This is a genomic window from Aeromonas sp. R10-2 (assembly GCF_040908445.1).
In the GTDB taxonomy this organism is placed as follows: domain Bacteria; phylum Pseudomonadota; class Gammaproteobacteria; order Enterobacterales; family Aeromonadaceae; genus Aeromonas; species Aeromonas veronii.
Map to the genome: position 1 here is coordinate 79,526 of NZ_JBFODS010000065.1, position 26,113 is coordinate 105,638.

Sequence of the window (26,113 nt, forward strand, 5' to 3'; positions counted from 1 at the left end):
AAAAATGGTGACGAATACAGGGGCGAATGCGTCAGGAAGATCGATCAAACAAGCGGCCATCATTGGAATGGCCGCATTGTGGTTCGGTTGCAGCCCTGGCGTCAGGCGCTCTGCTGCTCGCGGTAAATTTCTTGTTCCAGTTCGGTGATGGCCTGCTCGAACTGTTTGGGGCCACCAAAACCCTTCTTGGCCAACTCCAGCGGGCGACCCAGCTCGGTAAAGGGGGCGACTTTTAGCGCATCCTTGGTCTCAATCTCGGTCACCCCCTGATCGGCATACTTGTCGAGCAGGCTGGTAAGCACCTGCTGGGCGGTGTCGTTGTACTTGGTGAAGTAATTGCGCTTTTTGACGTTGTTGGCCCGCTCACGGCGGGTCAGTGGCGGCTGATCGTATACCACGTGGCAGATAAGGTCGAACGGGTCGAGCTCCTTACCCACTTCCTGCTCCAACACCTCCCACAGCACGCCCGCCTGAGCCAATTCATCCATGATGGCTTGCTTGCGTTCGGCGGCTTGCCAACGTTTGGTGAACGCATCGAGGGTGGCAAACTCTTTGAGCAGGGTCTTCTTGGTGTAGTCCTTGAAGGATTCGGTCACCAACTTGCCATCGGCATCGTAATACTGCACCCGCTCGGCGATGACGCTGACCGCCACGCCGTTGACATAATACTTGCTGACTCCGGGCTCGGGGCCACCCAGCGGGCCTGTGCCCTGGCCAGCTGCGCCACTCTGGCCACCATCACTACCGGTCGTGTAGCTGCCGGGTTGTTCATCGACTCCGGGGGCAAACGGATCGCCATGGTCGCCGGGTTCATCGGCAGGCAGTGGATCGGCGCCATCGATGATATCGCCCAAGCCTTCATCCGGATTGTTGATGTCTGCCGGTTTGACCACCATGACGCGCTCCGGCTCACCGTCGAAACGGGGATCTGCAAACAGCTCGGTGGCCTTCTTGAAGTCGAGAATGGTGAACCAGAGCTTGCCGTACTTGTCGTCGATACGGGTGCCACGGCCGATGATCTGTTTGAACTTGGTCATGGACTGGATGTTTTGGTCCAGCACCACCAACTTGCAGGTTTTGGCATCGACGCCGGTGGTCATCAGCTCGGAGGTAGTAGCGATGACCGGATAGGGCTTTTTCGGGTTGATGAAGTTGTCGAGCTGGGCTTTGCCAAGGTCATCATCGCCGGTGATTTTCATCACATACCGATCATCTTTCAGCATCTGCTCGGGGTTAAGGTTCGCCAGCGCCCGTCGCATCCGGTCGGCATGATCGATGTCATTGCAGAACACGATGGTCTTGGCCATCGGGTCGGTTTTCTTGAGGTAGTTGGTGATGGTCTCGGCCACCAGCTGAGTACGCTCGTCGATCACCAGGGTGCGGTCGAAATCCTTCTGGTTATAGATACGGTCTTCAATCAGGTTGCCCTGTTTGTCCATCTGCCCTTTGGTGGGACGCCATCCCTGCAGATCGACATCGATATCAACCCGCACCACCTTGTAGGGGGCAAGAAAACCATCTTCGATCCCCTCTTTGAGGGAGTAGGTATAAACAGGGTCACCGAAGTAATCGGTGCTGGAGACGGTTTCGGTCTCTTTGGGCGTGGCGGTGAGACCAATCTGGGTGGCCGATGAGAAGTATTCGAGGATCTCGCGCCAGGCGCTGTCTTCGGCGGCGCTGCCCCGATGGCACTCATCCACCACGATCAGGTCGAAGAAGTCGGGTGAGACCTGCTTGAAGGCTTTCTGCAACTCTTCCGGCCCGGTGAGCGCCTGATAGAGGGCAAGGTGGATCTCATAGGCGGGGTCGATCGTGCGCCCGGTGACCTTGGTCATGGCCGAGCCAAAGGGCTGAAAATCATTGATCTTGGTTTGATCTACCAGAATGTTGCGATCGGCCAGAAACAGGATGCGCTTCTTGGCGCCCGCCTTCCACAAACGCCAGATGATCTGAAATGCGGTGTAGGTCTTGCCGGTGCCGGTGGCCATCACAAGCAATACTTTTGGTTTACCTGCAGCGATGGCTTCGACAGTCTTGTTGATGGCTTGCAGCTGGTAGTAGCGGGGAGATTTGCCGCTGCCATCTGAGTAATAGTCCTGACTGATGACAGGCAGCTGAGCCTGGGTGTAGCCCTTCCAGGTGCAGAGCTTGTCCCAAAGCTGGCCCGGGCTGGGGAAGTCCTCCAGCGCGATCTCGGATTCCAGCTTGGCCGGATTGGTCTTGTCATGAAATACGAAGCCATCGCCGTTGCTGGCGAACACGAACGGCACATCCAACAGACGGGCATAATCGAGCCCCTGCTGCATCCCCTTGCCAATCTCATGCTTGTTGGCTTTGGCCTCGATCACCGCCAGTGGCAAGCCCATCTTGTGATAGAGCACGATATCGGCCGATTTGACCTTCTTGCGTGCCGCCATCTGGCCGCGCACCACCACCTTGCCATCCCGCAGCTTCACCTCTTGGCGAACCTGGGTTAGGTCATCCCACCCAGCAGCCTTGATAGCAGGCAGCAGGTATTTCGAGATGATGTCGGCTTCGGTGAGGGTTGCTTTGTTGATCTCGGCCATGAGCACTCTTCCGGTCGGGGGACAATATTGCTCAAGATTCTCTCATAAATTCAGCCGGGTTTTATTGATTTCAGACTCATAAAGCAACATGGGGTGCTGCTCTTGATGGCATGCCTTCGGGTCAAGGAAACGTCTGGCAATGGCATAACTAGGTCGTAGTGAATGATTGTTGAAGGGCATCGCTTGAGTTAGTCCCATAGCAAGTCAGCCGGTTTGGCTCTCGCTGAATGCAGAGGCCTAGATTCCAGATAGATAGGAATCTGCCCCCATCAATTCCAGCACACCGGGTTTTCCCACTCACCTCAGACAGAGTGGCCAACATTCCAGAGCGAAAAACAGCACGAACATTCCAGATAGATGGGAAGGGCCCTATCAATATTCCAGGTGCTCGTTCTGAAGCGACATTCCACTATCTGGAATATCCGCACCAAGATTCCAGATAGATAGTTATGTGGAAAGGAATTGGACAGAGATTGGCCGGGGATAAGGGCGCTGATTCCACTGGTCAATAAGCCACTGGATTCCAGTATTCCAACTTTGTCACGAACGAACAAAATCAACATTTTCAATAAGTTGATTGAACACCAATACCTTCGGTGCCATGCTGAAATCATGTTCATTGGTGGAGTAACACGATGGATGCGTTCAGTTGGGGAATGGTAGGCTTGCTGGCCTTCTTCACGCTTGTCTTCGTGTGGAGTCTGTATAGCTACAAGGCGCATGCAAAAGAGAGACACCATGAAACCGATCGCTGATATAGCCCTCATGGCGGTGGTTGCGCTGGGCTTGATGGCACTTGGCGACACGCTGTTTGCATGGCTACTGATCTGCCTGCCACCGGTTTACTGGTGCTGGCCAATACTGGCCTGGGCCACCAGGCGCCCCATCACGGCCAGGTTGCAGTTAATGGCTCTTGCCGCACTCGCCTGCTGGCACTGGCCCGCCGGGCTGTTCACTGCGCTGAGCATCGCTCTTATCTGGACAGCGAAAACCCTCAAGACAACCCCACGCCCAAAACGCAAGGGTGGGCCGGTCATCAAAAATTACTACTTCTGGAGCTAACTGCGCGCCTCCTTGGCCACACTGGCGATAAGGTACCTTGAGCAACCAAGCATCTCCTGAATCGCGGAATAACTGTGGCCTGTCACCAACAGCCTGGCGATGTGCTGACGCTTCTTCTCATCCTTCTGCCTACCACGGTATTTCCCTTCATCTCTGGCCTTGGCAATACCCTGCTGCTGCCTGCGACGGCGATCTTCATAGTCTTTACGAGCGACGGCTGCGAGCATATCCAACAGCATGCCATTTACAGCCTGCAAAATGGCGCAGGTGAACTCGGAGCGGCTGTCCCCCTGTAATGCTACCCAGGAAGTCGGAAGCTCAGGAGAAACGATGGAGAGCTGTTTCTGTGCCAAAAGCTGCTTCAGTGTTTGCCAATCCGTCTGATTGAGACGGGCCAGACGATCAATCTGCTCTACCAGCACAATGTCACGATCTGCAGCGTCGCGGATCAGCCTCATAAGCTCAGGCCTGTCCAGCGTCGCTCCCGACTCATTCTCCACATAGAAACTGGCAATCTGATGGCCATGCTCAGCAGCAAAACCAATCAGAAGCTCTCGTGCCCGCTCAGCATCCTGTTCCACTGTCGATGCACGTAAATACGCCCGAATGAACATTGAAAACCCCATCGGTCTGTTTAAACTGGTTCCAAATTATTGGTTCAATATAAGTGGTTTCAATATGGTTTTCGAGAGGGAATTAAGTGGTTTTTATGGGGTATACCTTTTTAGAACCACTACATGACGCTCGAAACACAACCTTTCGATAGCCTTTTGATCTGACAGCACAAACTTTAAATGTGATCCGTCATCACAAAGTCGCTTTTGAGTTGTATTTGAGTATTTAAGCGACGTTGCTCACCATTCCTGATCTGCTGAATGGGATGCCAAAGGAGGAAATCTACAGAAGCTGGGCTTTGAGGTGAGTCATCTTTTCGACTCACCGAACAAGCCAGCAGCCAAGCGCAGCGCGGCAGGCTACTGGAAGTTACGTACAAAAGCCCAACCATGTGGCACCATACTAACCAGAACTCTGTCTCAAACGACCAAATGGCCGTACCAATATGAAACCCGACAGCGATGTTATTCACCAGCTGATTACCCTCGCCAACAGCAACCCCCAAGTGCAGGTGCTTTGGCTTTACGGCTCCCGTGCCAAGGGAACTGCAGGTTCTGCCAGCGACTGGGATCTGGCGGTGGCCTTTGATCCAATCAAACAGAGTGGACCACTGGGTACTGCACTGGAAAACCGCTTGCGCCCTGAACTGCTCGCGCTGGAGTGGCAACGTGCCCTGGGGTTGGCAGAGGGGAAACTTTCGGTCGTCGATATCAATCAGGCCCCGATTCCGTTGGCTTTTGCGGTAGTAGATGCAAATCGTCCTCTCTATAGCCGTGATGAGGGGCGGCGTTTGCAAGAGGAGGCGCGGATAATGTCGCAGATGGAACTTGGTTATCCCCATCGCCAAGCCTATATCAGCAAACATCATTCTGAGGAGTGGAGTAAAGATGAGTGATAACGCCTATATAGGAGCTTTACGTATCAGCCTCTCGCGCTATAAGGCCGAGCTGTCAGAGATACGGGCTATTCTGGCGCTGCGGGCGCTTTCCAATCTGGAGTACCGCGCAGCTGAGCGAACTCTACAAGTGTCTATCGAAGCGTGTATTGGCGTGGCAAAGCACTGGGCTAAAGCATTGGCAAGTCATACCCCACAGGATGCCTATCAGGCATTCGAAATCCTGGCCCAGCGTGGTGAGCTATCCCCCGACACCTTAATCGGCTGGCGCAAGATCATTGGCCTTCGCAATGCGCTGGTGCACGACTATCTGAATATTGACCCCGAGATCATCCGTAGCGTCATTGCTCAAGGCTATAGCGACCAGCTGTTCACGTTTGCAGAGCAAGGTCTCGACTGGTTGGCTGCCCATATTGATTGAAACTTCGACGTCATATCTCCGTTTACCGTTCTCTTACCCGCTATAGGGGATAAGTGTTAAATACCGCCTATAGCGTGTAAGTTATATTTACCTCCTATAGCAGGTAAACATTGATATACCTGCCATAGCGTGTAAATTGGAAGAAGGCACGCTACCAGGTTGTCGAATCATGAAAGTAACCAGCGCCAAACAGCTGAGCGCCTGTATCAAGGATGCCAGGCTTTCTCAAAAGCTCTCTCAAGGCAAAGTGGCCGAGAAAGTGGGGATTAGGCAAGACACAGTCTCCAGCTTCGAGCTCAATCCTGAGTCCACCAAGCTGGAAACCCTGTTCAAGATCCTCGCAGCGCTTGAATTGTCAGTGGATATCAAACCCCGCAATGAGTCATCCGAGAGTTCGGCATCGGGCTGGAAGGAGGAGTGGTAATGGCCAATCTGGCTGTCTACATGAACGGCTATCGGGTAGGCACATTCACCAAAACTACCAGCGGCGCCCATCAGTTTCAGTACCATGAGTCATGGCTAGCACAACCGGGCAGCCGTCCGATCTCACTCTCCATGCCATTGCGCCATCAGGCCTACCGGGGCGATGAAACCTATAACTTCTTCGACAACCTGCTGCCAGATAATACGGAGGTGAGAAACAGGGTTGTAGCACGCTATCAAGCGGCATCAACCCAGCCCTTCGATCTGCTCAGTTGCATTGGCCAGGATAGCGTAGGGGCATTACAGCTGGTTACCGAAGGGCACGACGTTCCAGATGTCAGGCGAATCGATTACAAAGCACTTTCCGATGACGAGCTCGAGCAGATCCTGACCAGCTACAAATCAGGAATCCCTTTGGGGATGGTCAGAGAGCAAGAGGAGTTCCGGATCTCTATCGCCGGGGCGCAAGAAAAGACTGCGCTGCTCTATCTCGATGACCGTTGGTACTTGCCACTCAACGCAACGCCGACAACCCACATTATCAAACTCCCTATCGGCAAGATTGAAAGCCACTCCTACTCGATAGACCTCTCCCAGAGCGTAGAAAACGAATATCTCTGCACTCTGATTGCCAAGGAGTTTGGTCTACCCGTACCTCACTGCTTCATGATGCAGGTTGGCCAGGTCAAAGCACTGGCTGTGGAACGCTTCGACAGACGTTACGCTGCCGATCGCAGTTGGATCATGCGCCTTCCCCAAGAAGATTTCTGTCAGGTATTGAATGTTCTGTCAGCACGGAAATACGAGAACCATGGAGGACCGGGGATCACTGACATCATGAAAACCTTGCTGGGCTCTGCGACACCAGAACAGGATCGCTACCTATTCATGAAATCTCAGGTCCTGTTCTGGCTGCTGGCGGCCACCGATGGCCATGCAAAAAACTTCTCGGTCTTTATTGAGCCGGAAGGGCGTTTTCGCCTGACCCCTTTTTACGACATCCTATCTGTCTATCCAGTATTTGGCGGTCGAGGCCTCAACCGAAGGGACGCCAAGCTCGCTATGGGCCTAGCAAGCAGCAAGGGAAAGAAGTACGCCATTGAGCAGATATTCCCGCGTCATTTCTTCCAAACGGCGAAAGCTGTGGGATTTGAGCGTTCTGCTATGGAAGAGATCCTGACAGAACTGGCCAACTCCGTTGATGATGTTATTGAGCGCGTTACACAGCAATTGCCAGCAGGCTTCCCCGATACCATCAGCAGCACCATTCTAGAGGGCCTAAAAGCCCGCTCAGCCAGGCTGATAAAGGGCTGGGATTAAAATGGCGGTATGTGGGATGACTGCACGGTTAGCCAAACTACCTATGGGAAACTTGCACGGTTCGAAGAGTAAAGCGGCTTTCCAGGTTCCGGACGGTGCTACAGTCGGTTCAAAATATGTTCAAAACTCACCTAAAAAACGGTTTTAAGTGCGTGTGGTGGCATCACGTTGATTCATATGGGAAGGCTGCACGATCGAGAATGGACTATGTGGGAACGCTGCACGATAGCAGAAACCCGTGAGCGGCCTCTCAATATGCTGTTTTAGTTACTTTTACCCCAAGCGGCCCCCGAAAAGTCACTAACATATTGAAGATAATAGATTATTTACATTCTGCATCGGCAAGTAAGCCGCACGACAGACAATAAAAAGCCCGGGTTTATCCCGGGCTTTTTATTGTCTATTTTTGCCCACAAACCTAGAGGCGACGCAGGCACCACATGAAGTAAGCGCCCCCTAACAGGGTGGAGACCAGCCCAACCGGCACCTCCTGCGGAAAGAGGATCTGCTGGCCGACCCAGTCCGCCGACACCATCAACAGGGCGCCGGAAGCGGCGGCCCCAAGCAGATGCCAACGTGCCCGCACCAACCCCATCAGCTTGGCCATATGTGGCGCCAACAGACCGACGAAGGAGAGCGGCCCGACCACCAGGGTGGCACTGGCGGTGAGCACGGCCACCAGCAGCAGGATGGCGAGCTGGGCACGGTTGAGGCGAATGCCAAGCGCGGTCGCTACAGCACTCCCCATCGGCAGCAGATCGAGCCAGCGGCTCACCAACAGGCAGACGGCCAGCATCAACAGCACCAGCACCACCAACCCATAGGCCACCGGCAGGGTGACGTAGTAGGTGGAGCCGGACATCCAGGAGAGCAGTTGCTGCACCCGCAGGTCACCGTTGGCCAGCGCGATGGCCTGCAGCGGCTCAAACAGTGCCGTGATGGCGATACCTGAGAGCAGGATCCGCTCCGGCTGGAAGCCGTGCTTGCGATTGACCACCACCAGCAGCAAGAGACAAGCGAAGGCACCGAGCAGGCCACCGGACAGCATCAGCGGCAGGGGCAATGCAGGCAGCAACAGCGCCGTCGCTATCACCCCCATAAAGGTGCCACCGCTCACCCCCAGCAGCTCCGGGCTCGCCATCGGGTTGTTGCTGACCCGCTGCAACAGGGTGCCCGCCAGCGCCAGCAGCACACCGGCCGCCCCCGCCGCCAGAGTGCGCGGCAGCCGCCACTCCAGCTGGGCCTGCCAGCGGAGCCAGCTTGGCCAGCTCCAGCCCGTCATTCCCTGCCCAACCAGCAGGGAGGCGACCACGGCCAGCAGCAACCCGACCAGCAACAGGCCAATAAGGCGAGCCGGAGCCGGATGGCGAGCCACCAGCAGGCCGGCGTTTGCCTTCGGCGTACCCGACTTGATGCCAAGGCGCGGGATCAGCCAGAGCAGCAGCGGCGCCCCCAGCAGGGCGGTCATGGCGCCGGTGGGGATCAAGACTGGCCAGAAGCGGCTCAGGCTCTGCAACAACAGATCGGTCGCCGCCAGCAGCAGGGCGCCGAGGATCGGTGCCCACAACAGGCGCTGGCCAAGCTGGCGGATCCCGAGCAGCCGCACCATGGCTGGCGCCGCCAGCCCGATAAAGCCGATCAGCCCCACCACGCTCACCACGCAAGCGGTGACAAACACCGCCAGCCCCAGTCCGGCAAAACGCAGATGCTGCAGGGAGACCCCCAGACTGCGGGCGCTGGCATCATCCAGCTCCAGCACCGCCAGCGGGCGCACCAGTACTGCGGCCAGCAAAGCGGCTGCCAGCAGGCGGGGCAACAGGTAACTCACCCCGCTCCAGCTGTTCTGCACTAGCGAGCCACTGCCCCACACCAGCAAGCCTTTCAGCTCCTCCTGAAAGAACAGCAGGAGCCCCATGCTGATGGCCGCCAGATAGAGGTTGATCACCAGCCCGGCAAAGACGATGACCACCGGATTGAGCTGGCGACGCCAGGCCTGGGCAAACACCAGTGCCATCGCGAGGCTGCCACCGGCCATGGCGATCCACTCCCGCCCCAACAGCAACCAGGAGGGGGCAAACAGGGTCACCATCATCAACGCCAGTTGGGCACCGGAGGCCACCCCAAGAGTGGTGGGTGACGCGAGCGGGTTGCGCAGCACCTGCTGCATCAGGGTACCCGCCAGCCCGAGAGCCGCCCCGGCCAACAGGGTGACAGCCAAGCGGGGTAGCCAGCTGAAATGCACCACCGCTTGGCTGACATCATCCAGATTGGGGGCGAAGATGCTCTGCCACCAGAGCGCACCGGGCAGCTGGCGAGCCAGCTCCCAATACGCGAGCAAGAGGATCAACCCCAGCAGGATCGAGACCGGCCGCAGCAGCGGCGATGTGAGCAGTCGCTTCATCGGCTAGCCTCCATACGCTCGGCATCTTGCAGCAATGCATCGCTGAGCAGACCGGCGAAACGGCGGGCGGCAAGTACGCCGCCAAAACTCCAGACCGCAGGCAGATGCAGCACGGGCGCCTGCCGTACCTGCGGCAGATGCTGCCACAGCCCAGGCTCCTGCAGCCGTTCGCTCACCCCTACCGGGATGGGATCGACCACCACCAGCCGCGCGGTTGGCAAGGTCATAAACTGCTCGATACTGACCACCGAGAAACCCCAGTCATTGGTCTGCTCCTGCCAACCATTACGCAGCCCGAGCCGCGTCATCACCGCATCGAACAGGCTGTGGCGACCAAACACCCGCACATGGCGCTCATCGATAAACTGCACCACCAGCAGAGGTGGCAGATCCGCAGGCAATCTGGCCTGCATGCTGGCGAGATCCCGATCCAGCCCGGCCAGCAGCCGTTCGCCCTCGGCAGTTTTGCCCACCATGCGGGCGAGGGTCAGGGTCACCTCGTGCAGTCTCTGCCACAGATCGGTTTGCCCATCATAGAGGGCGATGGTGCTCACCGGCGCGATGCGGGAAAGAGTTGGCGCCAGCGGGGCCGCAAGCGGCGAGATGAGGATGCGATCGGGTTTGAGCTCCGCCAGCAGCTCACGGTTGGGCTGGGTGCGCAGGCCGATATCCACCACCCTGGCGGGTAGCCGTGGCTCGCCGACCCATGCCTGATAGGGGCCTGCATCCCCCACCGCCAGCGGCGTCACCCCGAGCGCCAGCAAGGTTTCGGCAATGGTCCAGTCGACGGTGGCGATACGGGGTAGCGGTGCAGAGGCGATCGGGGATGTATCGGCCTGCGCCGCAAGTGGCAGCAGCAGGCTAATAAGGCAGGGAGCCATCTTCTTCAATAAACGGTTCAAGGATGCCCCCGGTCAGACGATGGCGATAGGATGGGCATGGGCCGGGTGGCGAATGACCTCCATCGGAATGCCATAGATGGCGTGCAGGGTCTCGCTGGTCATGAGCCCCTCAGATTCACCGTGGGTAAGCAGGCGGCCGGAGTGGAGCGCCACCAGCCGATCACAGAAGCGGGAGGCCATATTGATGTCGTGAATGACGATGATGACCCCAAGGTTTAGCTGACGGCTCAACTGCTTGACGAGCGTCAGCACCTCCACCTGATGGGCCACATCCAGCGCGGCCAGCGGCTCGTCCAGCAGGATAAAGCGGCTCTCCTGCGCCAGCAGCATCGCCAGCCAGACCCTGCCCCGCTCGCCGCCGGAGAGGGTATCCACCAGCCGATCGGCAAAGCGTTCGGTATGGGTAAGGGCGATGGCCCGCTCGACCTGACGGTGATCCTCCGCCCCCATCCGGCCCAGCAGGCCGCGCCAGGGGTAGCGGCCCATCTCCACCAGCTCCCGCCCGAGCAGATTCTCGGCGCTCGGCAGATGCTGGGGCAGATAGGCCACCTGACGGGCAAACTCCCGGTTGCCCCAGTCGGGCAGCGGCTTGCCATCGAACAGGATCTCGCCGTCACTGAGAGGTTGCTGGCGTGCCAGCAGCTTGAGCAGGGTCGATTTGCCCGACCCATTGTGGCCGATGAGGCCATAGACCTGTCCCTGCTCGAAACGCAGGTCGGTGGGGTGCAGCAGCGTGCGGTCATTGACCGTGAAGCTGGCTGATTTCATCTCGAACATAAGCAATTCCTGTGCTGGCTTGCCGCCAGTCTCATCGGTGCCGGTATCAAGCCGGCACCTCGCAATCCAGATGGGCGATCGCATCGCGGCTCACTTCGGCGCGGCGCGCCCCGGTCAGCTCAGTGAGCTGGCCCTGGCGCATCTCCAGCAGGCGATCGGCCAGCGGGAAGTAGTGATCGTCGTGGCTGATGGCGATCACCGTCTTGCCCATCTCCCTGAGGCGCGGCAGCAGTACCTGATAGAAGATGCGGCGGAACTGGGGATCCTGATCCGCAGCCCACTCGTCAAACAGCATCACCTCGCGCTGCTCGGCCAGCGCCAGCAGCAGGGCGACCCGCTTGCGCTGCCCTTGAGAGAGATCGATATCGGCGATAAAACCATCCTCGATGGTGAGCTTGCTGCCCATCTGCAATCGCTCCAGCCACTCGGCCACCAGCTCATCCTTGGGTTCCGGCCCCAGCAGGTGCTGGAACAGGTGATAGTCGGTAAAGATGGCGGAGAAGAGCGCCAGATAGCCATTGCGATCGGTGATCGGCTCACCATCCAGCAGGATCCGGCCCGATACCGGCTGGTAAAGTCCGGTCAGCAGCATGGCCAGGGTCGACTTGCCGGAGCCATTGCCACCGATGATGAAGATCTGCTCCCCCTTTTCGATGACCAGATCGATGGGGCCAACGGCAAAACCGCCCTCCCCCTGATAGTGAAAGCTCACCTGCTCCAGCTCGATACGCAGCCAGGGGCGGATGGCGGGCGGCAGCGGGAAGTCCGCATCCGCCTCGGCCAGATTGAGGACGGCGATCTTGTCGAACGCCACCTGAGCGGCAAGCAGGGTCGGCAGGGCGCCAATCCCCTGCAACAACGGGGTGCGCAGGAACAGCAGGGTCAGCGCGAAGGTGGCGGCCACATTGGTGTTGGCCCAGCCAAGGCCGTTGGCCAGAAAGAAGACCAGACCGATCGCCCCCAGCATCATGATATTCGACCAGTTCACCGCGCTCAGGTGATAGGTGTCGGCGCGAATGATCTGCTGGCGGTAGTCACGGGCATTTTGCTCATAGAGCTGGTGGTAAACGAAGTGAGCCCGCTCGCGGTTGAGCGCCAGCTCCTTGCTGCCCGCGATGATGGCCTGATAGTTCTGATAGAGCCGATCTTCGGCCTGACGCATGTGGGAGAGATGGCGATAAACACGGTTCACCAGCAACCAGCCCACCACCATGGTGACGGTGACCCAGAGCGCAGTCACCCCGAGCAATGCAGGAGAGAGCCAGCCGAGGTAAAAGGCAGAGCCCAGCGTGAGCACCAGCCCCTGCACCAGCTCCGGCAGGCGCACGAAGGCGATGGTGATCTGGCCGATATCGCTGGAGAGGGAGGCCAGCAGCGGCCCCTGACCAATCTGGCGGATGCGGGCGACATCGGTATCCAGCAGTTGCTTGAGCAGACGGCCGCGCAACCGGTAGACAAAATGGTGACCGAGAGTGGTCAGGGCCAGCTGAGATCCGAGTGTGATCACCAGCAGCAACACAATCAGGCCGACCAGCTGACCGAGGATCGGCAGCGGATCACCTATAGATTCGATAAGAGACTGATTGATAAACGCAATGACGCCAATCCCGCTGACGGCACTGAGCAGACTGAGCAGGGTAATGGTGATAAAGGGCCAACGATATTGGCGATAAACCAGAGACAAGAGTTCCATAACGGACCGGTATTCCAGAGAGATCAGAACAACTGCAGGTGAAAAGAAGGGCGGGAATCCGGTTCCCGCCCGACTTCGATTACCAGCGGTAGTTGATGCTGCCCACTACGCTGCGCGGCTCGCCGTAGTAGCAGTAGTAGTCACAACTGGCCACGTAGGTTTCACCCAGCAGGTTGTTGACGTTGAGCTGGGCGCGCCAGTTCTTGGCAAAGTCATACCCGATCATCGCATCCCAGACGGTATGGGCCGGCACCTCGGCAGAGCCGTAGATGGGGGTGTAGTCCGCATTCACTGCGCCAATACCCACGCTGGAACCGATATAACGCACACCGGTACCCAGCTCCAGACCTGAAGCCACCCCTTGCTGCACCTTGTAGTTACCCCAGAAGGAGGCCTGGTGGCGCGGGATCAGGCTGGCACGGCGATCGCCACTGCCGGTGTCGTTGGTTTTGGCATCGGTGTAGGTATAAGCAGCGGTCAGACGCAGTGCATCGGTCACCTGCACGCTCCCTTCCAGCTCAACCCCCTGAGAGGTCACTTCACCCGCCTGGGTCTGCTGGCCGGAACCGGTAGAGACCAGCGAGTTGGTCTGGGCCAGATCGAACAGCGCCAGATTGATGTAACCGTCGAGGAAGGCAGGAGCATACTTCACGCCGGTCTCGTAGAGCTTGCCCTTGAGCGGCTTGTAGGAGTTTCGGGTGTTAGGATCGATCCCCGGCAGCACTTCGAACGACTCGGCATAGGCAAAGTAGGGAGAGAGGCCGTTGTCAGCCAGATACATCAGGCTGCCCGAGAGGGAGAGCTCGTTATCGTACTGGCGCTCGTCCTTGCTGGTATTGGTGTTGTGGGTCTCCACATAGTCAAAACGGCCACCGGCAGTCAACAACCAGCGATCGTCCCAGCGGATCTGGTGCTGGGCATAGAGGCCGCTCTGGCCCTTGCTGCTCTTCTGGTGAGTGGCGGTCGACTCGTCAAAACCGGGGAAGCCGCTGTAATCCGGGTTCATGGTATTGATGGTGCCCATACCGTAGTTGTCGGCCTCGACCCCTTCATTGACGTGACGCTGCAGATCTACCCCCAGCAGCAAGGTCTGCTCGGTGCTGTCGGTGTTCCAGTAGCCCACCATCTGGTTATCCATGGTGGCACTCTTGGTATTGCCATCGCGGTAAACCAGGCCACGACTGGCAGTTGTGCCTTCATAGGTCGGGAAGATATAGGTCTGGCGCAGCAGCAGATCGTTGTAGTTGAAGCGGACGTTCTGCTTGAACTCCCAGGTCTGGTTGAGCTGGTGGGCCAGCTCGTAACCGGTGGAGATCTGGGTATTGCGGTTGCGATCGTAATCCGGTTGGCTCAGGTTGGTAGAGGGATCAATCTGGCCACCTGACGTATTCAGGGTGCCATAGACCGGGAAGAAGCCGTTGGTCGGGACCCCTTCGTCGTGCAGAAAACTGGCCAGCAGGGTCAGGCTGGTACGATCCGAAAGATCGAAGGTGACGCTGGGCGCCAGATAAACCCGATCGTTATAGGTGCCAGTGAGCACGCCATCACGCTCTTTATAAAGAGCAACCATGCGGTAGCGGCTGTTGTCGGAGAGCGCATCAGAGACATCCACCCCGACCTGACGATGATCCCGGCTGCCAAGCTGCAGATCCACCTGCCCTTGCGGCGTGGCGGTCGGTCGCTTGCTGATGGCATTGATCACCCCGCCCGGAGGCGCCTCACCGTAAAGGATCGAGGCAGGCCCCTTCAGCACTTCCACACTCTCCAGACCGAACGGTTCCGGCGTCCAGACGTAGTAGCCGGTGCCAAACAAGCGGTTGCCATCCAGATAAGAGGCGGCATCGAAGCCACGCACCTTGAACCAGTCGGTGTTGTTGTCGGATCCATAGAGACCGGTCAATACGCCGGAACGGTAGCGAATCGCTTCATCCAGCTGCAACACGGCGTGCTGATCCAGTTCCTCGCGATTAACCACGGAGACGGCGCGAGGGGTCTCGGCCATCGGCACTTCCACCTTCATGGCCGTACCGGTCACCACCATGGTTTCGCTGGCTTTGGGCAGCTCAGCGGTGGTTTGTTCGGCCATCAGCGGCAGAGAGACGATCAAACCGGAGAGCGAAAGCACGCCGAAGGCGCCCTTCTTGCCGGGTCCTGTAGTGTATTTTTGCGCAATCATATTAAAGTCTCGTTTATCAATGAGTTATGTTGTTTTAATTGTTATTTGTGGTCGTTTGTCACGACATCACCCTGTTCCATGGGCGAATAAAGCAGCGCAATCCTACTACAGGAGCCGTGATCGAATCGATTCAATAATTGCTAATCATTTGCATCTACATTGTTATCTAGCTGCATCGTTGGCAGGATTTCGCGGGAGATGGGAGCCATCAGGAGAGCTATTAGCGGAGAAGAAAATGGAGAGGAATATAAAGAAGCAGAAAAAAGATCGGCAGGATGGATCCGGTGGCATTATCTGACTGGATCCATTATCCCCAAGCTTTATCCATATTTATCCACACCCTTTGGCGGTAGAATCCGGCTTTCCGTTTCTTTGTCTGAAATCAGGATCCATTCCATGGCCAAACTCAATCTCGTCGTCGGCTCCATGCTGGGCGCCGCCGAATATGTCGCAGACCACGTCGCCAACCTGCTGGAACAGGCTGGCCACCAGACCCGGATCCACAACCCGGCCAAGCTGGCAGAGGTGCTGGATGATGCGGGATCCATCCTGCTAGTGGTCACTTCCACCCATGGTGCCGGGGATGTGCCCGACAACCTGCAACCCTTCTCCAAGGATCTTGCCGAGCAGCATCCGGATCTTAATTCATTGAAATATGGCGTGATCGCCCTTGGTGACAGCAGTTATGACACCTTTTGCCAGGGTGGCAAGACGCTGGATCGGCTGCTGGCCGAGTGCGGAGCCAGCCGGATCGGCGAGCGGCTCGACATTGATGTGACCCAACACGAGATCCCCGAAGATGCCGCAGAAGTGTGGATCCGCGACTGGATGACGATGATCGCCTGATCAGCGTACGGGAGATCCTGAAAAAAAGCTTGATCTCCCCACTTATCCCCAGATCGACTATCCACCATGTTATTAACAGATTGATCCGGGGGAGTTGTTCTACAAGGTTACCCACAACGCCCAGGGGTAATGTGCATAACTACGGTGTAAAGCTCTGCAAAACCTATAGTTATCCATGTATTAGATCCAGAACGACAGACCTCTGTGTATAAAAGTCCTGGTTATCCCCTCGTTCACCGGGCCAGGATCCAAGCTTTTCCACAAGCTAGGATCGTCCTTAAATTAATGATCTTTATGATCAAAAAGTGCTTATCAACAGAAAGGGCGGATCCTAATAAGAGATCCAGTAAAAGATCGATCTAAAGATCCTTAAGATCTAATTAGTGGATCCTCCCTTCATACTGAACGTTAAGTAGACGTTCCCCTCAGGACGCGAAACAGATAGAATGTTCCGCCCTTTAGCCCAGGCAAATAAAGATCTTCAGGCGTGCAGATCAAGGTGATCCCAATGCAATACCATGAACAATTTGATGTGATCGTCGTCGGTGGCGGTCATGCCGGAACCGAAGCAGCAACAGCGGCAGCCCGTATGGGCATGAACACCCTGTTGCTGACCCACAATATCGATACGCTGGGACACATGTCCTGTAATCCGGCGATCGGCGGGATCGGCAAGGGACACCTGGTCAGGGAAGTTGACGCACTCGGCGGGATCATGGCGCGTGCCATCGATCTTGGCGGGATCCAGTTCCGCACCCTCAACTCCTCCAAGGGCCCGGCAGTACGAGCCACTCGTGCCCAGGCGGATCGCCTGCTCTACAAGGCTGTCGTTCGCCAGATGCTGGAGAACTACCCGAACCTGAAGATCTTCCAGCAGGCTTGTGACGATCTGATCATGGATGGGGATCGTGTTGCCGGTGTGGTCACCCAGAGCGGGATCCGCATCAGCGGCAAAACTGTGGTGCTGACGGTCGGTACCTTCCTGAACGGGTTGATCCACATAGGGATGGAAAACTACAAGGGCGGCCGTGCCGGGGATCCTCCCTCGATCGCCCTGGCCCAGCGCCTGCGCGAACTGCCGCTGCGCATCGATCGTCTCAAGACGGGCACCCCGCCGCGCATCGATGCCCGCAGCGTCGATTTCTCCGTAATGCAGGAACAGCACGGCGACGATCCGCGCCCCGTCTTCTCGTTTATCGGCGATGCCAGCCAGCATCCCCGTCAGGTGCCCTGCTACGTCACTCACACCAACGAGCGTACCCACGAAGTGATCCGCAATAACCTGGATCGCAGCCCCATGTACGCCGGGGTGATCGAGGGGATCGGCCCGCGCTACTGCCCGTCTATCGAAGACAAGATCACCCGTTTCGCCGACAAGACTGCGCACCAGATCTTCGTCGAACCGGAAGGCCTGACCACCCACGAACTCTATCCGAACGGGATCTCTACCAGCCTGCCGTTTGACGTGCAGGTGCAGATCGTCCGTTCTGTGCGCGGCTTCGAGAACGCTCACATCACCCGCCCCGGCTATGCCATCGAATATGATTTCTTCGATCCGCGGGATCTCAAGGCCAACATGGAGAGCAAGTGCATTCCAAACCTGTTCTTCGCCGGCCAGATCAACGGCACGACCGGTTACGAAGAGGCGGCGGCACAAGGCCTGATGGCCGGTCTGAACGCGGCCTTGCGTGCCCAGGACAAGGATCCCTGGAACCCGCGTCGGGATCAGGCCTACATGGGCGTGATGATGGACGATCTCTCCACCCTGGGGACCCGCGAGCCTTACCGCATGTTCACCAGCCGCGCCGAATATCGCCTGCTGCTGCGGGAAGACAACGCCGATATCCGCCTGACTGCCATCGGTCGCGAACTGGGTCTGGTGGATGACGAGCGCTGGAGCAAATTCAACGCCAAGATGGAACAGGTCGAGCTGGAGCGTCAGCGCATGCGTTCAACCTGGATCCACCCGCAACATCCGTCACTGGAGGCAGTCAATTCCCTGGTCAACACCCCGCTGACCCGCGAACAGAGTCTGGAAGAGCTGCTGCGTCGCCCCGAGGTGACCTATGATGCGCTGATGGCCATCGAAGGGGTCGGCCCTTCCGTGACCGATCCTGCCGCGGCCGAACAGGTTGAGATCCAGATCAAGTACGCCGGTTACATCGAGCGTCAGCACGATGAAGTGGAGAAGCAGCTGCGCAACGAGAACACCTTGCTGCCGCTGGATCTGGACTATCGCGATGTGAATGGCCTCTCCAACGAGGTGAAAGCCAAGCTGAACGATGCCAAACCGCAGACCATTGGTCAGGCTTCCCGCATCTCCGGCATCACCCCGGCGGCCATCTCCATCCTGCTGGTTCACCTGAAAAAACACGGCCTGCTGCGTAAAACCGCCTGAGGATTCTTACCGTTGGAAAATATGCTGGAAAGATTGAACGGCCTGCTCAAGCAGGCCGAAATTGTTATCACCGATACCCAAAAGAGCCAACTGGTGCAGTTGGTCGAGTTGCTGCACAAGTGGAACAAGGCTTACAATCTCACCTCGGTGCGAGATCCGGACGCCATGCTGGTCAAGCATATCCTCGATAGCCTGGTGGTAAGCCCCCACTTGCACGGTGAGCGCTTCATCGACGTGGGGACAGGACCCGGCCTGCCGGGATTGCCGCTGGCCATCATCAATCCGGACAAGCAATTCGTCCTGCTCGACAGTCTGGGCAAGCGGATCAACTTCATCCGTCAGGTAGTCCTGGAGCTGGGTCTGACCAATGTGACGCCGGTCAAATCCCGGGTTGAAGAGTATCAACCCGAGGTGGGATTTGATGGTGTACTGAGTCGGGCATTTGCCTCGCTGGAGGACATGCTGAGCTGGTGTCACCACCTGCCGTCAGAACAGGGCAGTTTCCTGGCGCTCAAGGGACAATATCCCGAGCAGGAGCTGGCCCAGTTGCCTGCCAATATCCGTCTGGTAGCCTGTCATGAGTTGCGGGTGCCGGAGCTGGAAGGCGAACGTCATCTGCTGGAATTCAAACATATCCAGCCCGAATAGGGTCGCAGTTTCATTTAGGGGATCGTGTGGGAAAAGTCATCGCCATAGCCAACCAGAAGGGTGGAGTGGGTAAAACCACCACCTGTGTGAATCTGGCCGCCTCCATGGCTGCCACCCGGCGCAAGGTGCTGGTGATCGATCTGGATCCGCAGGGCAATGCCACCATGGGCAGCGGTGTCGACAAGTATGACGTCGAGCGCACCGCCTATGAGTTGCTGATCGAGGATGCCCCCATCAGCGAAGTGATCATCCCCGAAACTACCGGGGGTTATCACCTGATCGCCGCCAATGCTGACGTGACCGCGGCCGAAATCCGCCTGATGGAATTTTTCGCCCGCGAAATCCGCCTGCGCAATGCGCTGGCATCGGTGCGGGACAAATACGACTACGTCTTCATCGACTGCCCGCCCTCTCTCAACATGCTGACCGTGAACGCCATGGCCGCCGCCGACTCCGTGTTGGTGCCCATGCAGTGCGAATATTACGCGCTGGAGGGGCTCACCGCCCTGGTCGACACCATCAGCAAGCTGGCCGCTGTGGTCAATCCGGAGCTCAAGATCGAAGGGGTGCTGCGCACCATGTTCGATCACCGCAACCGGCTGGCCAATGATGTGTCCGATCAGCTAAAACAGCACTTTGGCGACAAAGTCTACCGCACCATCATTCCCCGCAACGTTAGACTGGCTGAGGCCCCGAGTTTCGGTGCCCCGGCCATGCACTATGACAAATCATCGGTGGGCGCCAAGGCCTACTTGGCACTGGCTGGCGAGATCCTGCGCCGCCAGGAGCAGGAACGTCAGGCGACCATCGCAGACCGAGAGAGCATATGACTCCGAAAAAACGTGGACTGGGCAAGGGGCTGGATGCCCTGCTCAGTACCAGCACGGCTGCCCGCCAGAAACAGGTGATGAGCGATCAACGTACTGAAGAGGCCATGGCCCCCACCAATCAGGGCGAGCTGCGCAAGCTGCCGGTGGAGTGGTTGCAGTCCGGCAAGTACCAGCCCCGCAAGGACATGTCCCAGGATGCACTGGAAGAGCTTGCCAACTCCATCCGCGCTCAGGGGGTGATCCAGCCCATCGTGGTACGTCCTCTCGGCGAACAATCCTTCGAAATCATTGCCGGTGAACGGCGCTGGCGCGCGTCCCAGCTGGCGCGGCTCGAGGTGGTGCCCTGCATCGTCAAGGATGTACCCGACGAGGCTGCCGTCGCCATCGCGCTGATTGAGAATATTCAGCGGGAAGACCTCAATGCCATCGAAGAGGCGGTCGCACTACAAAGACTGCTGACCGAATTCGAACTCACCCACCAGCAGGTGGCCGAGGCGGTGGGCAAGTCCCGCACCACGGTGACCAACCTGTTGCGTCTCAACCAGCTCAACGACGACGTGAAGCGTTTCGTCGAGCATGGCGACCTCGACATGGGCCATGCCCGTGCCCTGCTGGCCCTGAGCGGCCAGGCCCAGTCTGAACTGGCCAAGCTAGTTGCCCAGAAAGGGCTGACCGTACGCGATACCGAGAAGCTGGTGCAAAAAGCGCTCGAACCGGCAAAAGCCTGGGTCGAACCGGCCCGTGATCCGCAGATCGGCTACCTGGAGCGCCAACTGGCAGAAAAAATTGGCAATCAGGTGCAACTTCAGCCTGGCAAGCGGGATAGCGGGAAGTTAGTAATAAGTTACGAGAATTTGTCCGATTTGGACCGTATATTGGGCTATTTTGGCGTGTCGGAATCGTGATTTTTACGCTTTTTGTAGTAATAAAACATCCATTCCTTTTGATATGACCATAACCCTGATTTGCCGCGGAAAGCCGCAAAAATTAAGGATTTTTGTCATATTGCAATAGCTGCCCTCAAGGGTATAATTTGACCGGCTTTAAGAGCTGTTAACATGGGGTCTTCGGATCCCGATTTTTTACAGTTCTGTAATGTTCAGGGGTAGGTTGGTGAAGCAGAAAATAGCCTTGGAAGGTTTGACACTGGCCTTGGTTATGCTCGTTTGTCAGCTCATCCTGATCCTGGCGATGAGTGCCGTCTGGTTTTACCTGACTGGTGCCAGCGCCGGTTATTCCGCCCTCTACGGAGGGGGGATGTACTGGGTTCCTCAAGCCTTGTTTACTGTCTGGGTGCTGCGCCGCAAGGTGACAACCGAGAGTGTGGGCCTGGTTTTGCGGGACTTTTATGGTGGGGCAGGGATTAAGCTCATTTCTACAACAGGTCTATTCGCCCTGATGTTTGGTGCGGGAGTCGAGGTCGTTACCGTCTCGTTTTTCGCCACTTATATCCTCGCCCTCGTTGTACAGTGGATGGTTTCATTCACGCTTAACAACCACTATTAGGAAAACTCATGTCTGCAACCGGAGAAGTCCTGACTCCTCAGGGATATATCTCCCACCACCTGACCCACCTTCAAGTCGGGTCCGGGTTCTGGACGGTCAATATCGACTCAATGGTATTTTCCGTCGTGCTAGGCGCCCTGTTTATCCTGCTGTTCCGCAAAGTAGCCGTTAACGCTACCAGCGGGGTGCCGGGTAAGCTGCAGTGCTTTGTGGAGATGCTGGTCGAGTTTGTGAATGGTAACGTCAAAGACATCTTTCACGGTCGCAACAAGGTCATCGCACCTTTGGGGCTGACGGTGTTTGTGTGGATCTTCCTGATGAACTTCATGGATCTGATCCCCGTTGACTTTATCCCTCACGCTGCACAATTGATGGGTATTCCCTATCTGCGTGTGGTTCCCTCTGCTGACGTTAACATCACCATGTCCATGGCTTTGGGCGTGTTCTTCTTGATCCTGTATTACAGCATCAAGGTCAAGGGTATCGGCGGGTTTGTGAAGGAGCTGACGCTTCAGCCTTTCAACCACCCGGCGGCCATCCCGGTTAACCTCATCCTGGAAACTGTTACGCTGATTTCCAAACCTGTTTCTCTGGGTCTTCGACTGTTCGGCAACATGTATGCTGGCGAACTGATCTTTATCCTGATTGCTGGTTTGTTACCCTGGTGGTCACAGTGGATCCTGTCCGTGCCTTGGGCAATTTTCCACATCCTGATCATCACTTTGCAGGCATTCATTTTCATGGTTCTGACCATCGTCTATCTGTCGATGGCGCAGGAAGACCATGGTTGATGCAACTCAAATAATCCTTTTTATACAATCAATTACATCTAAATAACTGGAGATCCTCATGGAAAACTTGAACATGGACCTGCTGTACATCGCTGCTGCAATGATGATGGGTCTGGCTGCTATCGGCGCTTCCATCGGTATCGGTATCCTGGGTGGCAAGTTCCTGGAAGGTGCTGCTCGTCAACCGGATCTGATCCCTGTTCTGCGTACCCAGTTCTTCATCGTAATGGGTCTGGTGGATGCGATCCCGATGATCGCCGTTGGTCTGGGTCTGTACGTGATGTTTGCGGTTGCTGGCTAAGTCGTTACGACTCTCCAGGCATAACCCATTAACTAACTTAAGAGGACATCGGCTGTGAATATCAATGCCACCCTCCTCGGCCAAGCAATTGCTTTTTTCTTCTTCGTAGTGTTTTGCATGAAGTACGTATGGCCGCCGCTGATTGCAGCCATCGAAGCCCGTCAGAAAGCTATTGCTGACGGTCTCTCTTCTGCCGAACGTGCCAAGAAAGATCTGGATTTGGCCAAGGCCAACGCCACCGATCAGCTGAAAGAAGCCAAGCTGCAGGCTGCTGAAATCATTGAGCAGGCTAACAAACGTAAAGCCCAGATCATTGATGAAGCTGCCGCTGGTGCCCAGTCTGAGCGGGAAAAAATCCTGGCTCAGGGCCGTGCCGAGATCGAAGCTGAACGTCATCGTGCCAAAGAAGAACTGCGTAAGCAGGTTGCTGCTCTTGCCATTGCTGGTGCAGAGAAGATCCTGGCGCGTCAAATCGACCAGGCTGCCAACAGCGACATCGTCGACAAACTGGTAGCAGAACTGTAACGGGAACGGGGCTATGTCTGAACTGACTACAATCGCTCGCCCCTACGCCAAGGCTGCTTTCGAGTTTGCCGTTGAGCACAAGGCGGTTGACCAGTGGCTGGGTATGCTCGGTTTCGCTGCGCAAGTAGTGGAAAACGAGACCATGCACAACCTGGTAAACGGCTCTGTGGCCGCCGAAGAGCTGGCAACGCTGTTTGTCGGTGTCTGCGGTGAGCAACTCGACGTGCATGGCCAGAACCTGATCCGGGTGATGGCCGAGAATGGTCGCTTGGGTGTGCTGCCGGCGGTCGTTGCTGAATTTGTAGCGTTCAAAGCTGAACTGGATAAAGAGGTTCAGGCTGACGTGATTTCGGCGATCGAACTGACCGACCAGCAGAAAGCCAATATTCAGGCTTCTCTGGAACAACGTCTCGCGCGCAAAGTGAAGCTGAATTGCAGCATCGATGCGTCCTTGATGGCCGGGGTGCTCATCAAGGCCGGTGATCTGGTAATCGACGGCACAGTCCGCGGTAAGCTGGATCGCATGGCTGACGCGCTGCAATCTTGATTGGGGTATTAGAGCATGCAACTGAATTCCACTGAAATCGCCGAGCTGATCAAGCAGCGCATTGCGCAGTTTGATGTAAAGAGCGAAGCGCGTAACGAAGGTACTATCGTCTCTGTGAGCGACGGTATCATTCGTATTCACGGCCTGGCTGATGCCATGCAGGGTGAGATGATCGAGCTGCCGGGCAACCGCTACGCTCTGGCATTGAACCTGGAGCGTGACTCCGTCGGTGCGGTGATTATGGGTTCCTATGACGGTCTGTCAGAAGGAATGAAAGTAAAAGGTACTGGCCGTATTCTGGAAGTGCCGGTAGGTCGTGGTCTGTTGGGCCGGGTGTTGAACACCCTGGGTCAGCCGATCGACGGTAAAGGTCCGATCGACAACGACGGCTTCTCGCCGATCGAAGTGATCGCACCGGGCGTTATCGAGCGTAAGTCTGTTGACCAGCCGGTCCAGACCGGTCTGAAAGCCATCGATGCCATGATCCCTATCGGTCGTGGCCAGCGTGAGCTGATCATCGGTGACCGTCAGGTTGGTAAGACCGCCATCGCGATCGACACCATCATCAACCAGAAAGATTCCGGCATTAAGTGTGTCTACGTTGCGATTGGCCAGAAGGCCTCCACCATCGCCAACGTGGTGCGCAAGCTGGAAGAGCACGGCGCCCTGGCCAACACCATCGTGGTGGTTGCCTCTGCCTCCGAAGCGGCTGCTCTGCAGTACCTGGCTCCGTATGCCGGTTGCTCCATGGGTGAGTACTTCCGTGACCGCGGTGAAGACGCGCTGATCATCTATGATGACCTGTCCAAGCAGGCCGTAGCTTATCGCCAGATCTCCCTGCTGCTGCGCCGTCCGCCAGGACGTGAAGCTTACCCGGGTGACGTTTTCTATCTGCACTCCCGTCTGCTGGAGCGTGCTGCTCGCGTTAACGCCGAGTACGTAGAGAAGTTCACCAAGGGTGAAGTGAAAGGCAAGACCGGCTCTCTGACCGCGCTGCCGATCATCGAAACCCAGGCGGGTGACGTATCTGCGTTCGTTCCGACCAACGTGATCTCCATCACCGATGGTCAGATCTTCCTGACGTCACAGCTGTTCAACTCCGGTATTCGTCCGGCGGTTGACCCGGGTATCTCCGTATCCCGTGTAGGTGGTGCTGCTCAGACCAAGATCGTCAAGAAGCTGTCCGGTGGTATCCGTACCGCGCTGGCCCAGTATCGCGAACTGGCGGCATTCGCCCAGTTCTCTTCCGATCTGGACGAGGCGACTCGCAAGCAGCTGGATCACGGTGTGAAAGTGACCGAGCTGATGAAGCAGAAGCAGTACTCTCCGCTGAGCGTGGCTCACCAGTCTCTGGTGCTGTTCGCTGCCGAGAAAGGCTATCTCTCCGATGTCGAGCTGAACAAGATCGTCGACTTCGAAGCCGCTCTGCTCTCTTACGCCAATACCCAGCATGCCGAGCTGATGGCTGAAATCAATGCCAAAGCCGACTACAACGACGCGATCGTTGGCAAGCTGACTGCGTTGCTGGATAGCTTCAAAGCAACCCAGACCTGGTAAGCGTGTGTGGCAGCGTGAGCTGCCACTTGATGGAGAGTAAGAGATGGCCGGCGCAAAAGAGATACGTAACAAGATCGGGAGTGTGAAAAACACTCAGAAGATCACCGGCGCTATGGAAATGGTGGCAGCAAGCAAAATGCGCCGTGCGCAGGAACGCATGTCTGCCAGCCGTCCGTACGCTGAAACCATGCGCAAGGTGATCGGCCATATCGCTCAGGGGAACTTGGAATACAAGCACCCCTACCTCATCGAACGTGAGGTCAAGCGAGTGGGTTACATCGTCGTCTCCACCGACCGTGGCCTGTGTGGTGGTCTGAACATCAACCTGTTCAAGGCTGCCCTCAATGATATGAAGCAATGGAGCGCGAAAGGTGCCAAGGTTGACCTGGCACTGATCGGTAACAAGGCCTCCAACTTCTTTGAACGGCACGGCGCCAAGGTTAAAGCTCATGTCGCAGGACTGGGCGATAGTCCGAGCGTCAATGACCTGATTGGTTCAGTCAAGGTCATGCTGAAGGCTTACGACAACGGTGAGATTGACAAGCTGTATCTGGTGTACAACAAGTTCGTCAACACCATGGTGCAGCAACCACGGGTCGATCAACTGCTGCCTTTGCCCGTAACTGAAGACAGCAAGCTCGCCAAGAAACACCACTGGGATTACCTCTATGAGCCGGATCCCAAGAAGCTGCTGGATACCCTGCTGGTTCGCTATGTCGAATCTCAGGTTTACCAGGGTGTAGTGGAAAACTTGGCAAGTGAACAGGCAGCCCGAATGGTTGCCATGCAAGCCGCGACTGACAACGCCGGTAACCTGATTAACGATCTGCAACTGGTATACAACAAGGCCCGTCAGGCCAGTATTACCCAGGAGCTGACAGAGATCGTATCCGGTGCTGCTGCGGTGTAAGG

At 56.9% G+C, this 26,113-nt stretch carries 24 protein-coding genes; 17 read left to right on the forward strand and 7 right to left on the reverse strand.

Annotated features, from left to right (window positions below):
- Positions 1-101: 101 nt before the first annotated feature.
- Positions 102-2,567: an EcoAI/FtnUII family type I restriction enzme subunit R gene (gene hsdR, locus AB5Y97_RS13930; protein ID WP_368158196.1), complete on the reverse strand. Its 2,466-nt coding sequence runs from the start codon at positions 2,565-2,567 to the stop codon at positions 102-104.
- Between the two features lie 738 nt (positions 2,568-3,305).
- Here hsdR and AB5Y97_RS13935 point away from each other — a divergent pair.
- Complete coding sequence (locus AB5Y97_RS13935) at positions 3,306-3,629, forward strand: hypothetical protein (protein WP_103251847.1); 324 nt, start codon at positions 3,306-3,308, stop codon at positions 3,627-3,629.
- Here AB5Y97_RS13935 and AB5Y97_RS13940 read toward each other — a convergent pair.
- On the reverse strand, positions 3,626-4,243 hold the full coding sequence (locus tag AB5Y97_RS13940) for a recombinase family protein (protein ID WP_103251851.1): 618 nt from the start codon (positions 4,241-4,243) through the stop codon (positions 3,626-3,628). The genes AB5Y97_RS13935 and AB5Y97_RS13940 overlap by 4 nt on opposite strands.
- A 446-nt stretch (positions 4,244-4,689) precedes the next feature.
- Here AB5Y97_RS13940 and AB5Y97_RS13945 point away from each other — a divergent pair, with 446 nt between their 5' ends.
- The 4 genes from AB5Y97_RS13945 to AB5Y97_RS13960 all read left to right on the forward strand — a co-directional run bounded on the left by AB5Y97_RS13945 (position 4,690) and on the right by AB5Y97_RS13960 (position 7,303).
- The gene (locus AB5Y97_RS13945) at positions 4,690-5,139 is read left to right on the forward strand and encodes a nucleotidyltransferase domain-containing protein (RefSeq protein WP_368158198.1); all 450 of its coding nucleotides are present in this window, start codon (positions 4,690-4,692) and stop codon (positions 5,137-5,139) included.
- Positions 5,132-5,560 carry a DUF86 domain-containing protein gene (locus tag AB5Y97_RS13950; RefSeq protein ID WP_042013332.1) on the forward strand — a complete coding sequence of 143 codons (429 nt, stop codon included), beginning with the start codon at positions 5,132-5,134 and terminating at the stop codon, positions 5,558-5,560. The genes AB5Y97_RS13945 and AB5Y97_RS13950 overlap by 8 nt, the downstream gene beginning before the upstream one ends.
- Positions 5,561-5,729: 169 nt before the next feature.
- Positions 5,730-5,984, forward strand: coding sequence for a helix-turn-helix domain-containing protein (locus AB5Y97_RS13955; RefSeq protein WP_368158200.1), 255 nt, complete (start codon positions 5,730-5,732; stop codon positions 5,982-5,984).
- A complete protein-coding gene (locus AB5Y97_RS13960) occupies positions 5,984-7,303 on the forward strand; it encodes a type II toxin-antitoxin system HipA family toxin (RefSeq protein WP_368158202.1) in 1,320 nt (439 codons plus the stop codon). Before AB5Y97_RS13955 ends, AB5Y97_RS13960 begins: the two co-directional genes overlap by 1 nt.
- A 418-nt stretch (positions 7,304-7,721) precedes the next feature.
- Here AB5Y97_RS13960 and fhuB read toward each other — a convergent pair whose 3' ends face one another.
- From fhuB to AB5Y97_RS13985, 5 genes are all read right to left on the reverse strand, one after another.
- On the reverse strand, positions 7,722-9,704 hold the full coding sequence (fhuB, locus tag AB5Y97_RS13965) for a Fe(3+)-hydroxamate ABC transporter permease FhuB (RefSeq protein WP_368158204.1): 1,983 nt from the start codon (positions 9,702-9,704) through the stop codon (positions 7,722-7,724).
- Positions 9,701-10,585 carry an ABC transporter substrate-binding protein gene (locus AB5Y97_RS13970; protein ID WP_335844259.1) on the reverse strand — a complete coding sequence of 295 codons (885 nt, stop codon included), beginning with the start codon at positions 10,583-10,585 and terminating at the stop codon, positions 9,701-9,703. The genes fhuB and AB5Y97_RS13970 overlap by 4 nt, the downstream gene beginning before the upstream one ends.
- Positions 10,586-10,618: 33 nt before the next feature.
- Positions 10,619-11,383, reverse strand: coding sequence for an ATP-binding cassette domain-containing protein (locus AB5Y97_RS13975; RefSeq protein ID WP_335844226.1), 765 nt, complete (start codon positions 11,381-11,383; stop codon positions 10,619-10,621).
- 46 nt (positions 11,384-11,429) lie between these two features.
- Positions 11,430-13,076, reverse strand: a complete 1,647-nt coding sequence (locus AB5Y97_RS13980) for a multidrug ABC transporter permease/ATP-binding protein (RefSeq protein ID WP_335844225.1) — start codon at positions 13,074-13,076, stop codon at positions 11,430-11,432.
- Positions 13,077-13,155: 79 nt separating this feature from the next.
- Positions 13,156-15,252: a TonB-dependent siderophore receptor gene (locus AB5Y97_RS13985; protein WP_368158207.1), complete on the reverse strand. Its 2,097-nt coding sequence runs from the start codon at positions 15,250-15,252 to the stop codon at positions 13,156-13,158.
- Positions 15,253-15,648: 396 nt separating this feature from the next.
- On the opposite strand from AB5Y97_RS13985, the gene mioC reads away from it, so the two are divergent.
- The 12 genes from mioC to atpG all read left to right on the forward strand — a co-directional run bounded on the left by mioC (position 15,649) and on the right by atpG (position 26,111).
- On the forward strand, positions 15,649-16,098 hold the full coding sequence (mioC, locus tag AB5Y97_RS13990; protein WP_005355827.1) for an FMN-binding protein MioC: 450 nt from the start codon (positions 15,649-15,651) through the stop codon (positions 16,096-16,098).
- A 508-nt stretch (positions 16,099-16,606) separates the two neighbouring features.
- Positions 16,607-18,496 (forward strand): tRNA uridine-5-carboxymethylaminomethyl(34) synthesis enzyme MnmG, encoded by a 1,890-nt coding sequence (mnmG, locus tag AB5Y97_RS13995; protein ID WP_088868103.1) that lies wholly within the window; start codon positions 16,607-16,609, stop codon positions 18,494-18,496.
- A 21-nt stretch (positions 18,497-18,517) separates the two neighbouring features.
- Positions 18,518-19,144: a 16S rRNA (guanine(527)-N(7))-methyltransferase RsmG gene (gene rsmG / locus AB5Y97_RS14000; RefSeq protein ID WP_088868104.1), complete on the forward strand. Its 627-nt coding sequence runs from the start codon at positions 18,518-18,520 to the stop codon at positions 19,142-19,144.
- 26 nt (positions 19,145-19,170) lie between these two features.
- Positions 19,171-19,974, forward strand: a complete 804-nt coding sequence (locus AB5Y97_RS14005; RefSeq protein ID WP_005357226.1) for a ParA family protein — start codon at positions 19,171-19,173, stop codon at positions 19,972-19,974.
- Positions 19,971-20,879, forward strand: coding sequence for a ParB/RepB/Spo0J family partition protein (locus tag AB5Y97_RS14010; RefSeq protein ID WP_267513758.1), 909 nt, complete (start codon positions 19,971-19,973; stop codon positions 20,877-20,879). The genes AB5Y97_RS14005 and AB5Y97_RS14010 overlap by 4 nt, the downstream gene beginning before the upstream one ends.
- Before the next feature lie 190 nt (positions 20,880-21,069).
- Positions 21,070-21,480: an ATP synthase subunit I gene (locus AB5Y97_RS14015; RefSeq protein WP_019445506.1), complete on the forward strand. Its 411-nt coding sequence runs from the start codon at positions 21,070-21,072 to the stop codon at positions 21,478-21,480.
- Between the two features lie 8 nt (positions 21,481-21,488).
- Positions 21,489-22,271, forward strand: coding sequence for a F0F1 ATP synthase subunit A (gene atpB, locus AB5Y97_RS14020; protein WP_005339335.1), 783 nt, complete (start codon positions 21,489-21,491; stop codon positions 22,269-22,271).
- A gap of 58 nt (positions 22,272-22,329) precedes the next feature.
- Positions 22,330-22,572 carry a F0F1 ATP synthase subunit C gene (atpE, locus tag AB5Y97_RS14025; RefSeq protein ID WP_005307205.1) on the forward strand — a complete coding sequence of 81 codons (243 nt, stop codon included), beginning with the start codon at positions 22,330-22,332 and terminating at the stop codon, positions 22,570-22,572.
- A 54-nt stretch (positions 22,573-22,626) separates the two neighbouring features.
- The gene (atpF, locus tag AB5Y97_RS14030; RefSeq protein WP_005339336.1) at positions 22,627-23,097 is read left to right on the forward strand and encodes a F0F1 ATP synthase subunit B; all 471 of its coding nucleotides are present in this window, start codon (positions 22,627-22,629) and stop codon (positions 23,095-23,097) included.
- 13 nt (positions 23,098-23,110) lie between these two features.
- Positions 23,111-23,644 carry a F0F1 ATP synthase subunit delta gene (atpH, locus tag AB5Y97_RS14035; protein WP_005339341.1) on the forward strand — a complete coding sequence of 178 codons (534 nt, stop codon included), beginning with the start codon at positions 23,111-23,113 and terminating at the stop codon, positions 23,642-23,644.
- A 15-nt stretch (positions 23,645-23,659) separates the two neighbouring features.
- A complete protein-coding gene (atpA, locus tag AB5Y97_RS14040) occupies positions 23,660-25,201 on the forward strand; it encodes a F0F1 ATP synthase subunit alpha (protein ID WP_005339342.1) in 1,542 nt (513 codons plus the stop codon).
- 43 nt (positions 25,202-25,244) lie between these two features.
- Complete coding sequence (atpG, locus tag AB5Y97_RS14045; protein WP_005339343.1) at positions 25,245-26,111, forward strand: F0F1 ATP synthase subunit gamma; 867 nt, start codon at positions 25,245-25,247, stop codon at positions 26,109-26,111.
- The last annotated feature ends 2 nt before the right edge of the window (positions 26,112-26,113 follow it).

Excerpts from the sequence above, each read along its gene's own strand:
- atpH (WP_005339341.1), top strand. The coding sequence starts at position 23,111 with ATGTCTGAACTGACTACAATCGCTCGCCCCTACGCCAAGGCTGCTTTC.
- AB5Y97_RS13975 (WP_335844226.1), bottom strand. The coding sequence starts at position 11,383 with ATGTTCGAGATGAAATCAGCCAGCTTCACGGTCAATGACCGCACGCTG.
- AB5Y97_RS13955 (WP_368158200.1), top strand. The coding sequence starts at position 5,730 with ATGAAAGTAACCAGCGCCAAACAGCTGAGCGCCTGTATCAAGGATGCC.
- AB5Y97_RS13980 (WP_335844225.1), bottom strand. The coding sequence starts at position 13,076 with ATGGAACTCTTGTCTCTGGTTTATCGCCAATATCGTTGGCCCTTTATC.
- AB5Y97_RS14015 (WP_019445506.1), top strand. The coding sequence starts at position 21,070 with ATGTTCAGGGGTAGGTTGGTGAAGCAGAAAATAGCCTTGGAAGGTTTG.
- fhuB (WP_368158204.1), bottom strand. The coding sequence starts at position 9,704 with ATGAAGCGACTGCTCACATCGCCGCTGCTGCGGCCGGTCTCGATCCTG.
- AB5Y97_RS13960 (WP_368158202.1), top strand. The coding sequence starts at position 5,984 with ATGGCCAATCTGGCTGTCTACATGAACGGCTATCGGGTAGGCACATTC.
- mioC (WP_005355827.1), top strand. The coding sequence starts at position 15,649 with ATGGCCAAACTCAATCTCGTCGTCGGCTCCATGCTGGGCGCCGCCGAA.
- AB5Y97_RS13940 (WP_103251851.1), bottom strand. The coding sequence starts at position 4,243 with ATGTTCATTCGGGCGTATTTACGTGCATCGACAGTGGAACAGGATGCT.
- AB5Y97_RS13950 (WP_042013332.1), top strand. The coding sequence starts at position 5,132 with ATGAGTGATAACGCCTATATAGGAGCTTTACGTATCAGCCTCTCGCGC.
- hsdR (WP_368158196.1), bottom strand. The coding sequence starts at position 2,567 with ATGGCCGAGATCAACAAAGCAACCCTCACCGAAGCCGACATCATCTCG.
- atpE (WP_005307205.1), top strand. The coding sequence starts at position 22,330 with ATGGAAAACTTGAACATGGACCTGCTGTACATCGCTGCTGCAATGATG.
- atpG (WP_005339343.1), top strand. The coding sequence starts at position 25,245 with ATGGCCGGCGCAAAAGAGATACGTAACAAGATCGGGAGTGTGAAAAAC.
- atpA (WP_005339342.1), top strand. The coding sequence starts at position 23,660 with ATGCAACTGAATTCCACTGAAATCGCCGAGCTGATCAAGCAGCGCATT.
- AB5Y97_RS13985 (WP_368158207.1), bottom strand. The coding sequence starts at position 15,252 with ATGATTGCGCAAAAATACACTACAGGACCCGGCAAGAAGGGCGCCTTC.
- mnmG (WP_088868103.1), top strand. The coding sequence starts at position 16,607 with ATGCAATACCATGAACAATTTGATGTGATCGTCGTCGGTGGCGGTCAT.
- AB5Y97_RS14010 (WP_267513758.1), top strand. The coding sequence starts at position 19,971 with ATGACTCCGAAAAAACGTGGACTGGGCAAGGGGCTGGATGCCCTGCTC.
- AB5Y97_RS13945 (WP_368158198.1), top strand. The coding sequence starts at position 4,690 with ATGAAACCCGACAGCGATGTTATTCACCAGCTGATTACCCTCGCCAAC.
- rsmG (WP_088868104.1), top strand. The coding sequence starts at position 18,518 with ATGCTGGAAAGATTGAACGGCCTGCTCAAGCAGGCCGAAATTGTTATC.
- AB5Y97_RS13935 (WP_103251847.1), top strand. The coding sequence starts at position 3,306 with ATGAAACCGATCGCTGATATAGCCCTCATGGCGGTGGTTGCGCTGGGC.
- atpB (WP_005339335.1), top strand. The coding sequence starts at position 21,489 with ATGTCTGCAACCGGAGAAGTCCTGACTCCTCAGGGATATATCTCCCAC.
- AB5Y97_RS13970 (WP_335844259.1), bottom strand. The coding sequence starts at position 10,585 with ATGGCTCCCTGCCTTATTAGCCTGCTGCTGCCACTTGCGGCGCAGGCC.